This is a genomic window from Methylobacillus gramineus, assembly GCF_020532675.1.
Lineage (GTDB): Bacteria > Pseudomonadota > Gammaproteobacteria > Burkholderiales > Methylophilaceae > Methylobacillus > Methylobacillus gramineus.
The window spans coordinates 512,744-525,030 of sequence record NZ_JAJAVE010000003.1 but is presented as its reverse complement, the minus strand read 5'-3'; the positions used below and the strand labels follow the sequence as shown (position 1 = coordinate 525,030).

Below are 12,287 nucleotides of genomic sequence, written 5' to 3'. Positions count from 1 at the left end.
TCGTACATTCTATCAAACTAGTTATCGTTATTAGGACGGAATTTAAGTTTTAAATCGCGAAACTGCGAAAAAAGCTCCGGTTGTGGTGGCAAAGGCAAAGGTTGCGACTGCAAAATTGCCCGCTCAACGGCCTCGTCACACGCAGGCAAACCACTGCTCTTGAGCAAACGCGGCGCTCCAATCACTTCGCCAGTAGGCATGAGGCTGATGCCGACCTCAAGCTCAGGCTTGCCGTTACCGCACAACTGGCGGTTCACGTTGCGCTTGATCTTGGCATTGATCAAGCCGATGTATTTATCAATTTCACTCTGGTTGGCAACATTGGCACCTTCCTGAGCAGGCCCCTGTTTTTTGGCAGGCGCTGGCTGCGAATCTTCATCCAGTAGTTGCTGCTGCAACTTCTTCAGCTCATCGAGTTTCTTTTTGTCGTCTTTCTTTGGCTCTGGCTTGGGCTTCTCCGGCTCAGGTTTTGGTTTCTCTGGCCTGGGCTTTTCCACCTTGGGCTTAGGCTTTTCTGGCTCTTTCTTCTTTACCTGAATCTCAGCCTCGGGCTGAGGCTCTGGAGCAGGGTCAGGCTTGGGGTCTGGTTTTGGCTCCGGCTTGGGTGGCGGTGTGGGCTCCGGAGCTGGTTCAGGCTTGGGCTGAGGAGGCTTTGCCACCGGCTTTTCTGATGGCAGGTTTTCCCACAGTTCCACCTGTGCAACCACCATGGGGTGCTCGGTGTTCCAGCTAACGGAGAACAGCAGCACGCCCAGCAGCAGGATATGCACGAATAGAGAAAGCGCACCGGCCCGAACAAGATAAGGATTGGCTTGACGTTTTTTCATCAGCGTCTAGTTCGATGCAGGCTTGAGCAGAAGACCAACCTTGTATTGTTTCAGGCTATCCATCAACGTCACCACCTTGTCATACTGCACGTTCTTATCGGCCGCGATCACAATGGCACGCTCAGGGGTTTTCTCCAGCAGGTTTTTAACCTCGAACAATAGCTGATCACGCTCCATCACCTTGCTCTCGATTTCAGCCTTGCCGTCAGCCTTAACCGTAATCACAATCGGGGCTGCAGTCTGCTTGAGCGCCTGCCCCACTTGCGGCAGTTCAACCACACCAGGATTGGTCATGGGCGCAGTCACCATGAAGATCACCAGCAACACCAGCGTCACGTCGATATAAGGCACGACATTGATCTGGTTCATCAGGCGGCGGGATTTACGACGACTCATCAGTCCTCCTTATGCCTTACGTTGCAGGATATTGGTGAATTCTTCCATGAAGCTTTCATAACGCACTGCCAATCTATCGACAGAGGCTGCGAAGCGGTTATAGGCAATCACCGCAGGGATGGCCGCAAACAGACCAATCGCCGTTGCCACCAACGCTTCAGCAATGCCAGGCGCCACATGAGCCAGCGTCGCCTGCGCCATATTGGCCAGGCCCCGGAATGCATTCATGATGCCCCACACCGTACCAAACAAACCAATGTAAGGACTGACAGAACCGACAGATGCCAGGAATGGCAAATGAGAATCCAGTTCATCCATTTCCCGGTTATAGGCAGCACGCATGGCACGGCGAGAACCTTCCGTAATATCGCTGACTTCGAGGCCGCTCTGGCGTTTCAGACGCGCATACTCCTTGAACCCCGCTTCAAATATACTGGCCAAGCCCTGCACATTGCGCCTGCCGGAAGTCACGCTTTCATAGAGCTGGTTAAGATCGCCGCCTTTCCAGAACACCCGCTCAAAATCCTCGGCTTCCCGGTCGGCACTCCTGATGGTGAACACCTTGATAAAGATGTACCACCAGGACACAAGCGATGTCAGCAATAGCAAGGCCATGACAATCTGCACCGGCACACTGGCACCGGTAATCAGCGTTAAAAACGACATGTCTTCAGTAGGATTCATTCAAACTCCGTAGGATTGATCATATTGCGCATGACGGCCGGTATGATGACCGGCCTGAATTGTTCAGCGTCTATACAGACGATTTCTATAGTGGCGTTGACCAGCAGCTCATCATCACGATAAATGGCCTGCTCAAACTTGATCAGGCTGCGTCCCGCCTCAATCAGCCGGGTAATCACTTGCAGCGCATCATCGAAGCGCGCTGGCCGACGATATTTTAAGGTCAGGCCACGCACCACAAACAAGACCCCGAGATCTTGCCTTAGTTCCGCCTGACCAAAGCCATGGCTACGCAGGAACTCGGTGCGAGCACGCTCCATGAAGTTGAGATAATTGGAATGGTAGACCACGCCACCGCTGTCCGTATCTTCGTAATACACGCGTATTGGCCAGTGAAATTCCATGCCTATACTCATTGCTGCCAGAGCTCCCCATGCTGGCGGTTTCCTGGCAGCGCCAGGCCAAAATGCTGATAAGCCTGCTGGGTAGCGATACGCCCTCTCGGGGTACGCATCAGATAGCCTTGCTGGATGAGATAAGGCTCCAGCACATCCTCAATGGTGTCCCGCTCTTCGCCGATGGCCGCCGCCAAGTTATCCAGGCCAACGGGGCCCCCATCAAACTTCTCCAGCACGGCCAGCAATAGCTTGCGGTCCATCACATCAAAACCCAGCTTGTCCACATCCAGCATTTTCAACGCTGCATCCGCAATGTCCGGAGTCACCACGCCATCCGCTTTCACCTGCGCATAATCCCGGACTCGACGCAGCAAACGGTTGGCAATACGTGGCGTACCACGTGAGCGGCGTGCAATTTCCAGCGCCCCTTCCTGCTGTATGCTCACTTCCAGCAGACCCGCCGAGCGAGACACAATCCGGGATAACTCTTCAGAGGTATAAAACTCCAGACGCGACACGATGCCAAACCGATCCCGCAGTGGATTGGTCAACATACCAGCACGGGTAGTGGCCCCCACCAGCGTAAATGGTGGCAGATCCAGGCGCACCGAGCGTGCCGCAGGCCCCTCGCCTATCATGATATCAAGGCGATAGTCCTCCATTGCAGGGTAGAGAATTTCTTCCACCACCGGTGACAGCCGATGAATCTCGTCAATAAACAGCACATCATTGGGCTCAAGATTAGTCAGCAATGCTGCCAAATCCCCTGCGCGCTCGAGCACAGGCCCGGAAGTTTGGCGCATGTTGACGCCCATCTCCTTGGCAATAATGTGGGCTAGCGTGGTTTTCCCAAGCCCAGGAGGGCCAAACAACAGCACGTGATCCAGCGCTTCTGCACGGCCTCGCGCAGCATTGATGAAAATCTCCAGCTGGGAGCGTGCCTTTTCCTGGCCTACATACTCATCCAGCCCCTTCGGGCGCAAGGCGCGTTCCAGCGCTTCTTCTTGCGGGCTTTGGGGAGCGGGGGCGATTAAACGATCGGTTTCTATCATCAAGTGGAATTCTGGCTATGCATAAACCTGCAGAACAAATGCGCTACAGGGCATGCCTGCATGATACAGAAAAGCGCAGGATAGTTCTGCACCTCAAATAGCAAATAGCGTAAAAACTCGCTAGCGCAATGCTATTTCCAGTCACTGGATGAACCAGCCCACAAATCGATCCCACCTTCTTGAGCCAGCACATCAATCGCATCCAGCTCCTGCTGCTCAAACGCCAGGTTCTGCAATGCAGCCACATTCTCCCGAATCTGCCCGCTACTGCTAGCACCTATCAGCGTTGAGGTCACTCGCGTATCACGCAGCACCCACGCCAGCGCCATCTGTGCCAGAGTCTGTCCGCGCTGCAATGCAATCTGGTTGAGCCCGCGTATCCGGGTAAGATTTTCCTCGCTCAAATGACTGGCCTGGATCGAACTCCCCCCCGGGCGATTGATGCGCGCATCCTGAGGTATGCCATTCAGGTATTTATCAGAGAGCAGTCCTTGCGCCAACGCGGTGAAGGTAATGCAGCCCATACCTTCCTGCTGCAAGGTATCCAGCAGGCTTTTTTCTATCCACCGATTCAGCAGGTTATAAGAGGGCTGGTGAATGAGGCAGGGGATTTTCCACTCCCGCAGTAATCGCGAAGCTTCCAGAGTTTTGGCCGGAGAGTATGAGGAGACCCCCACATACAGGGCCTTGCCCTGTTGCACCGCACTGGCCAGTGCACCCATGGTTTCTTCGAGCGGCGTTTCCGCATCAAAGCGATGGGAATAGAAAATATCCACATAGTCCAGACCCAGCCGTTGCAAACTCTGATCTAGACTGGCCAGCAGATACTTACGCGAACCGCCCCCCTGCCCGTAAGGCCCGAGCCACATATCCCAGCCCGCCTTGGTGGAGATAATCAGCTCATCCCGATACGCACGAAAATCCTGTTGGAATATCTGCCCAAAATGGCTTTCTGCACTGCCGTATGGCGGGCCGTAATTATTAGCCAGATCGAAGTGTGTGATGCCAAGGTCGAACGCGGTATGCAACATCTCGCGTTGCACCGCGATACTGGTGTTGTCGCCAAAGTTATGCCACAAGCCGAGTGACAGTAAGGGCAATTTGAGTCCGCTATTACCGCAACGACGATACTGCATCTGCTCATAACGGCTGACGTTTGCCTGATAAGTCATGACTACTCCTTCAAATCATCAAAATTCAAGCGCTTTCGCGCACAATCAATTCACACTCAAGCAAATTGAGATGTTGCACCGGCTCATCAGTGGGAATCTCGCCCAGGGCCTGTAAAATCCTCATCGCTGCCACCTCGCCAATCTCCTTGGCGGGAGGGCGTATGGTGGTCAGGCTGGGTAACAGCATCTCCGAGAAGGCATAGTTACCAAAACCAAATATTGCACAATCCCTGGGAAACTGCATGCCAGCACGCTGCCCAGCCAGCATGCCGCCTGCCGCCAGGTTATCATTGGCAAAGATAATGGCTTCTGCTGGCTCCTTACGTAATAACAAAGAATTGACTGCCTGCTTGCCCGCCTCAAATGGGTCTGCCTGGGTAGGGACAAATACCCATGGATTGAGGCCGTAGCTTGCCATGGCGGCGATATACCCATCCCGCCTGTCCAGTGCACTCAAGTCGCCAACCATGCTGTTCTGCACAAAAGCGATGCGTTGATAACCTTTACCATGCAAATACTCTACCGCCTGCCGTCCGACCTCTCCATGCGAGAAACCCACCTGCAAGGGCTTGCGCGCGGGCTCATAATCCCAGGTTTCCACTATCGGCATGGTCGCTTTTGCCACCAGCCGCTCAGTTTCCTCAGAGTGATACTGACTAGTCAGCACTAGCGCAGCAGGCGACCAGCCCAGAAATGCGCGTACCGCCCTTTCCTCCTGCTCTATGGAGAAATAACTGGAAGCAAGCAATAACTGATAGCCATATCGACTTAATTCATCACTAAAACTTTGAATGGTATTGGCAAAGATAGGGCCAGAGATATTGGGAATCACCATGGCCACAATCCGGCCACGCGTCGAAGCCAGGCCACCAGCCGCATGATTGGGCAAATAGTCCAGCACTCGCACAGCCTCTGAAATACGCTCCCGCAGTACTGGAGACACAATATCAGGCTGCTTGAAATAGCGTGACACTGTAATTGATGACACACCAGCCAGCTTGGCAACATCGTGAACTGTTGCCCGCCCAAGACCTTTACGTTTGCCTGACATCTCTGCTTATCTCATTTTCCATATACTAAATTTGCATATATATCTTAAATCTAATTCTTTGACAGCATACAAAAGCATGCCCAAACTTGCCAAATGTTACCGGTAACATTTTCGAGATTATCAGTGTTTTTACAAAAATCAAAACATTTATTTTTCACTCATGACAGCCCTGCCCTGAGCGGAAAAATCATGCATCCTCTCCATTCAGTCAGCCATGGCCAAGCTTAGTTTACAAGGCCTGGGCAAGCAGTTTGCCCAGTCATCCATCCTCAACGATATCAATCTGGAGATTGCCTCCGGTGAATTCATCGTCCTCGTAGGGCCATCAGGATGCGGCAAATCGACTTTGCTGCGTATCCTGGCCGGACTGGAAGAGGCTGATCAGGGCCAGGTGATCCTGGATGGTCGCAGCATTAACCGCTTGCCGCCACGTGAGCGCAATATGGCCCTGGTGTTTCAGGACTATGCACTGTATCCGCACAAAACCGTTTATGACAATCTGGCCTTTGGCCTCAGCATACGCGGCACGCCAGAGCCTGAAATCAAGCTCAAGGTGCATGCTGCAGCCGACATGCTGCAAATAAAAGAGCTTTTACAGCGCAAACCTGCGGCACTTTCCGGAGGCCAGCGCCAGCGTGTGGCAATAGGCCGGGCGCTCGTCCGCGAAGCGCAACTGTTCCTGTTTGATGAGCCACTCTCCAACCTGGATGCCAAGCTCCGCACTGAAATGCGCATGGAGATCAAGCGCCTGCACCAGCGACTGGCCAAAACCATGATCTATGTGACGCATGATCAAGTGGAGGCGATGACCCTGGCTGACCGCATCGCCGTCATCAATCACGGCAGGATAGAACAGCTCGGTACCCCGGCAGACATTTACCAGTCCCCGGCGACTACCTTTGTCGCAGGCTTCATGGGTGCGCCTCCCATGAACCTGCTCCAATTGCCGTTGCAATGGTCATCCAACCGGGCCACGGCTTTTATTGCAGGACAATCAGTCCCGGCTCATCACCTGAAAAGTGATGTCGATCAGGAAATCACCCTGGGTATCAGACCGGAACATTTGAACCTCAACAACCCAGACCCAGCAAGCCGATTAAGCCTGAAGGCGAGTGTAGAGCTGGTAGAACCTTTGGGCGCCGAAACAATTGTCACGTTGAGTCTAGGTGAACATGCAGCCAACCTGAAACCGCATACCGTGCAAGCACGCCTGCCCGGCAACCCGCCTTTGCTGCCGGGGCAAAAACTGGAAATAAGTGTTGCCTATGACCACCTTCACTGGTTTGACAGTGCTAGTGGCATACGCATCCCCACAGTGCCTGGAAATTCAGCAGCATGATTGTCTCTCGCACTCTGCGCATACTCGCCTGGCTGCTGCTGTTGCTTGCGTTACCGGTACAAGCCGACACCGTACTGCGCGTATTCATCGGCGGCGCCGCGCAACGTCCGGACCTGTTTCGTACACTGGCTGACCGCTACGAAGCCAGCCATCCCGGCATCCGCATCGAAATCGGTAGCGGTGCTGCCACATCCGAATTGCAGCGCAAATATCTCTCCGTCCTGCTCAATGCACACGACCCCAGCTTTGATGCACTGATGCTGGATATCGTTCATCCATACCAGTTTGCCACTGCAGGCTGGATTGCCCCGCTGGATCCGTATTTTGGTAAGGAAAAAGACACACTGCTTGCCGACGGCCTGCCCATTTACCGTCAGACCAACTTGATCAAGGGAAAACTCTATACCCTGCCTGCAGTGACGGATGCCATGTTCCTCTACTACCGCAAGGATCTGCTGGAACAGTACGGCATTGCACCGCCACAAACCTGGCAGCAACTGGAATTAGCAGCCAAGACAATCCTTCAACACAAGCAAAAACCAGCCTTACAAGGGCTTTCCATGCAAGGCGCACCGATTGAAGGCACAGTATGCAGCTTCTTGCTGCCTTACTGGAGTCAGGGTAAAGACATTCTGGATGCCAACGGCAAGCTCACACTGGACAAGCCCGCTGCGCTTAGCAGCCTGAAACTATGGAAAGACCTGATTAGCAAAAACGTGATCCGCCGCCACGTCGCCGAAGTAAAGACCGGCGACACCGTCAACACCTTCAAGGCAGGCCATGCCATCTTTGCCATTAACTGGGGTTTTGCTTGGGGCGTGTTCCAGAATGATGCGGATTCTCTTGTTAAAGGCAAGGTAGGCATCATTCGCATGCCAGCCATGACTGGTGGAACGCATGCAACATGCCTAGGCGGCTGGCAGTGGGCGCTCTCCAACTATTCGCGCCACAAGGCACAGACTGCGGATTTCCTGCGTTTCCTGGCATCACCTGAAAGTGTGCGTTTTATCACCCTGCAAGGTGCATTGCTGCCGCCTTATCTATCGCTTTACGACGATGCCGATATCCAGGCTGCCATTCCCTGGCTCAATAATGCCAAGCCTGCCCTGCTGGGGGCCAAGTCACGCCCCCTGACTGCACGTTATGCCCAGGTATCAGATGTACTGCGCATCTCGACCTCTGCCGTGCTGGCGGGCTCACTGACAGCGGAAGAAGGCGTGGAAGACATCAGTCGTCGGCTGGAAAGGATATTGCGTTGAGCCTGCGCACTCTCCTGAACCGGTATCAGCCTGACGGCCAGCGTAGCAAGCTGGGTGATGTCAGTGACACATCACTGGCATTCTGGCTGCTACTACCCGCCACGCTTCTCCTGGGCCTAATCGTCGTATATCCAGTAGCCAAGGTCATACATGACAGTTTCTACTCCATGAGTATATTCAGCGAGCACGGGCCCGCCTTTATCGGTTTTGCCAATTATGCTGACGCCCTGCGTGACCCCGACGTCTGGCGTGCTGTGCGTTTTACCTTGGCCCTGTGCATTGTCACTGTTCCAGGTGCCTTGCTGGTTGGCCTGGGGCTGGCATTACTCGCCAACCGCCCATGGACATGGCGCTGGCCGGTGCGCCTGGCATTGCTGCTGCCCTGGGCATTGCCGCTCGCCTTCTCCGGCATGATCTTTGCATGGTTTTTCAACACGGAATACGGTGTAGTCAATGACCTGTTGCGCCGCGCTGGCGTTGCACCAATTTCCTTCCTGTTGATACCACAATGGGGATTCCTTGCCATCTGCATTGCCACCATCTGGAAAACATCCTCCTTTGTCGCGCTGATTCTGCTTGCAGGTTTGCAAACCATTCCGCGCAGCCTGTATGAAGCCGCAGAACTGGAAGGTGCCAGCCACTGGCAGTCTTTCCGCCACGTCACCCTGCCATTGCTGATGCCAGCCATGATGGTTGCGCTGATCTTCCGCACCATCAGTGCATTGCAATCGTTCGACATTCCTTACGCCATGACACAAGGTGGCCCGGCACGCTACACAGAAACCCTGTCCATCCTGATTAATACAACGGCGATTGAATACATGGATGTTGGCTATGGTTCCGCCCTTGCAGTACTGCTGTTCCTGCTTTCAATGGCAGTCAGCTCGCTCTACCTACGCAAACTGTATAAAGGGACTGTGTGATGCTGACACTCCCCTTGCGCTGGATTGCCGCGGCAGTGTTATTGGTCAATGGCTTCTTTCCGGCATTGTGGATACTGCTGACCTCATTCAAAAGCGATGCAGAGCTTGCGCACACCCCGATCACCTGGCTGCCACAACATCCCAGCCTGAGTAACTATCTCCATGCATTCAGTGACCAGCCCTTGTTGTTATTCCTTGGTAACAGCTTTGCTGTAGCAATGCTTTCCACCTTACTCACACTATTCGCAGCCACTGGTGCCGCTTATGCACTCACGCGGTTACAGCTACGCCATCGCGGCCTGATTCTCACCGCGCTGGTGGCTGTTGCAATGTTCCCACCGGCAACATTGTTGGTACCACTGTTCGAAATCATGCGAGGGCTGGGCCTGATCAACACTTACGGGGCACTGATCCTGCCTTATGCCGTACAAAGCCTGCCAGTCTGCACCTTGGTGCTGGCGAGCTTTTTCCAGCAAGTCCCCAGGGACCTTGAAAATGCCGCCATGCTGGATGGTTGCACACGGTTGCAAGCGCTATATCGCATCGTGCTGCCATTGTCCGCACCCGGTGTGTTTACCGCTGGCATCCTGGCGTTCGTCAATGCCTGGGATGAGTTCCTGCTGGCACTAACACTCAATGCCGCACCCGGCACCCGAACCTTGCCCGTCGGCATCCTGCTGTATCAGGGAGAGTTCAGCTTTCCCTGGCCAGTGATCTCTGCAGCACTGGTGGTCGCGATTGTGCCAGTCGCCATTCTCATCATCCTGTTCCAGGAACGCGTCATCAGTGGACTAACCACAGGAGGCATTAAGGGATGAGCTGTTTTTACATTTATCTGGTTTCCCGACAGCGGGCATCAGACGTACTACATCAATATTTATGATTAAATTAGGGGAATCTACATGAAACACCATACACATCTGCAACAGTTCAGGCGGCGAGGTATCAGCATTGCACTGGCTTCCGTACTTCTTTCAGGCGGCATCTCAGCAGCAATGGCTGCCGATGAATCTACCGAGGTCAATCAGAACGAAAAGCAGGCAACCACTACTGATCAGGAAGCACAACCCTCACTGGGCACTGTCACCGTCACTGCAACCCGCCGCGAGGCCAGCCTGCAATCCATTCCCGTCGCGGTTTCCGTGCTCAATGGCCAGAAACTGGAGCAATCCAACCTCAACAGCATCCAGACCATTGCCAATGAAGTGCCCAGCCTGACCTTCCGCCAGCAAGGTGGCAACAAGGACTCTGCCATCCTGATTCGTGGCGTTGGAACGATTACCACTTCCCCAGGTATCGAACCTACCGTGTCCACCGTGATTGATGGCGTGGTATATGCTCGTCCAGGGCAAGCGACATTGGACCTCATGGATGTGGAACGTATTGAAGTCCTTCGTGGCCCACAAGGCACATTGTTTGGCAAGAACGCTTCTGCTGGTGTGATTAACGTTGTGACTAAGCAACCCAGTGCCGATCCACACGCCTATGTAGACACCTCCTACTATGAAGGTGGAGAAAAACGCATACGCTTCGGTCTTTCAGGCACCTTGGTCCCTGACCTGCTGTACGCCTCTATCAACGGTCTGTGGGCCGACTATGACGGCAATGTGAAAAATGTGCTTGGTGGCAGACTCAACGGCTATGAGCGTGAAGGTGCACGTGCCAAATTCCTGCTGACACCAACCGAAGACCTCGACATAACCCTGATTGCCGACTACACCCACGGCACTAACGGGGTCTCTAGCGTGCCTTATACATCAAAAGCCGCCAGCTTCAGTCAAGCCATTAGTCCTGTGGCAGCAAGCAAAGGCAATCGCAAGGTATCCAGCGATGGCAAGAACGAAGTCACGGATACCAACCAGGGAGTCTCCGCACAGATTGATTGGCGTATCAATGACTACACCCTGACGTCGATCACTGCATTCCGCACTTGGGATAACACGCAAAACACGTCTACATCGCAGATAGGGAACAACTATGACCCATTGAGAATCACGGCTACTTTTCCAGCAAGTTGGGATAGAGGCACTCTTGAATCCAAGCAATTTTCTCAGGAAGTCCGCATTGCATCTCCTAAAGACAAATTTCTGGAATATGTCGCTGGTATTTACTACTTAAAGAGCAAAACGGATGAGACGTATCAACGTACCACTAACCTATCAAATGGCAGCACTTTGCATGGCAAAGCGGATTACGGAGTAGAGAGTGATAGCGTCGCATTATTTGGTGAAAGCACACTGAACTTTACTTCAGATTTTCGTGGTATCGCAGGCCTGCGCTGGACCCATGATGAGCTGTCTTTCGATCATATTCGGAATACCGACTCAGCTGGGGATGCTGTTCGTGCCAGCCAATCCTTGCGAAAAGGTAGTACCAGTGCCAATGAATGGTCTGGCCGATTAGGTGCGCAATATGACTTGAGCAAGGATGTCATGACCTATGCCACCTATTCTCACGGATACAAAGGCCCTGCCTACAATGTCTTTTTCAACATGTCCGATGCCAACAACGATACGGAAGCATTAGCGCCAGAAACCTCCAACTCTTTCGAGATCGGCCTAAAATCGGCATTGTTGAACAATCGCATTATTTTCAACGTAGCCACTTTTTATACTCAATATAAGAATTACCAGGCCAATGTGCGTGATACCGTAGGTACCAGCACCGTCACTCGATTGATCAACGCAGGGGATGTTTCCACGCGTGGTGTGGAATTCGACGTTAATGCAAAAGCCACGTCCCGCCTGACATTGTCTGGATCGCTGGCTTATGTGGATGCTCGTGTAGATCAGATCACTTGCCCAATCAACGCGGCCGCAATTTGCAACATCAATGGCAAGCCGCTACCGTTTGCGCCTAAGTGGAAATCTGTTGCCCGTGCTAATTACGCCATTCCTCTCAGCAATGGTTATGTGATTGACCTAGGCACAGACTACACCTGGCAAAGCAAGCAGCAGTTTAGTCTGATGCCACAAACTGACGAGACGGTACAGGAAGCGTACGGTATCTGGAACGCCAGCGTAGCGCTTTCAACGCAAAATGGATGGCGCCTCGCCCTAGTTGGTCGCAATCTGTTAGATCGGTCATATGCCACCACACTCATCAGCAACGGTACCAATATCCAGCGTTTTGTACCCCGTGACGATGCACGCTATTTCGGTATCAACGTGAGGAAGGACTTCTAAC

General features: G+C 53.3%; 12 protein-coding genes. 5 read left to right on the top strand and 7 right to left on the bottom strand.

Annotated features, from left to right (window positions below):
• Positions 1–17: 17 nt before the first annotated feature.
• The 7 genes from LG201_RS12910 to LG201_RS12880 form a co-directional block, all read right to left on the bottom strand.
• Complete coding sequence (locus LG201_RS12910; RefSeq protein WP_226772615.1) at positions 18–827, bottom strand: TonB C-terminal domain-containing protein; 810 nt, start codon at positions 825–827, stop codon at positions 18–20.
• A 6-nt stretch (positions 828–833) separates the two neighbouring features.
• Positions 834–1,223 (bottom strand): biopolymer transporter ExbD, encoded by a 390-nt coding sequence (locus tag LG201_RS12905; RefSeq protein ID WP_226772614.1) that lies wholly within the window; start codon positions 1,221–1,223, stop codon positions 834–836.
• 9 nt (positions 1,224–1,232) lie between these two features.
• Entirely contained in the window at positions 1,233–1,907 is a 675-nt protein-coding gene (tolQ, locus tag LG201_RS12900) for a protein TolQ (RefSeq protein WP_226772613.1), read from the bottom strand.
• Positions 1,904–2,311 carry a tol-pal system-associated acyl-CoA thioesterase gene (gene ybgC, locus LG201_RS12895; RefSeq protein ID WP_226772612.1) on the bottom strand — a complete coding sequence of 136 codons (408 nt, stop codon included), beginning with the start codon at positions 2,309–2,311 and terminating at the stop codon, positions 1,904–1,906. Before ybgC ends, tolQ begins: the two co-directional genes overlap by 4 nt.
• A gap of 8 nt (positions 2,312–2,319) precedes the next feature.
• Positions 2,320–3,357, bottom strand: coding sequence for a Holliday junction branch migration DNA helicase RuvB (gene ruvB / locus LG201_RS12890; RefSeq protein WP_226772611.1), 1,038 nt, complete (start codon positions 3,355–3,357; stop codon positions 2,320–2,322).
• Positions 3,358–3,488: 131 nt separating this feature from the next.
• Entirely contained in the window at positions 3,489–4,529 is a 1,041-nt protein-coding gene (gene mgrA, locus LG201_RS12885) for an L-glyceraldehyde 3-phosphate reductase (RefSeq protein WP_226772610.1), read from the bottom strand.
• A gap of 25 nt (positions 4,530–4,554) precedes the next feature.
• Positions 4,555–5,580: a LacI family DNA-binding transcriptional regulator gene (locus tag LG201_RS12880; protein WP_226772609.1), complete on the bottom strand. Its 1,026-nt coding sequence runs from the start codon at positions 5,578–5,580 to the stop codon at positions 4,555–4,557.
• Positions 5,581–5,794: 214 nt separating this feature from the next.
• On the opposite strand from LG201_RS12880, the gene LG201_RS12875 reads away from it, so the two are divergent.
• The 5 genes from LG201_RS12875 (at position 5,795) to LG201_RS12855 (ending at position 12,286) form a co-directional block, all read left to right on the top strand.
• On the top strand, positions 5,795–6,919 hold the full coding sequence (locus LG201_RS12875) for an ABC transporter ATP-binding protein (protein ID WP_226772608.1): 1,125 nt from the start codon (positions 5,795–5,797) through the stop codon (positions 6,917–6,919).
• Positions 6,916–8,178: an ABC transporter substrate-binding protein gene (locus LG201_RS12870; protein ID WP_226772607.1), complete on the top strand. Its 1,263-nt coding sequence runs from the start codon at positions 6,916–6,918 to the stop codon at positions 8,176–8,178. The genes LG201_RS12875 and LG201_RS12870 overlap by 4 nt, the downstream gene beginning before the upstream one ends.
• The gene (locus tag LG201_RS12865) at positions 8,175–9,101 is read left to right on the top strand and encodes a carbohydrate ABC transporter permease (protein ID WP_226772606.1); all 927 of its coding nucleotides are present in this window, start codon (positions 8,175–8,177) and stop codon (positions 9,099–9,101) included. The genes LG201_RS12870 and LG201_RS12865 overlap by 4 nt, the downstream gene beginning before the upstream one ends.
• Positions 9,101–9,919 (top strand): carbohydrate ABC transporter permease, encoded by an 819-nt coding sequence (locus LG201_RS12860; protein ID WP_226772605.1) that lies wholly within the window; start codon positions 9,101–9,103, stop codon positions 9,917–9,919. Before LG201_RS12865 ends, LG201_RS12860 begins: the two co-directional genes overlap by 1 nt.
• An 84-nt stretch (positions 9,920–10,003) precedes the next feature.
• Complete coding sequence (locus tag LG201_RS12855) at positions 10,004–12,286, top strand: TonB-dependent receptor (RefSeq protein WP_226772604.1); 2,283 nt, start codon at positions 10,004–10,006, stop codon at positions 12,284–12,286.
• Position 12,287: the final 1 nt, after the last annotated feature.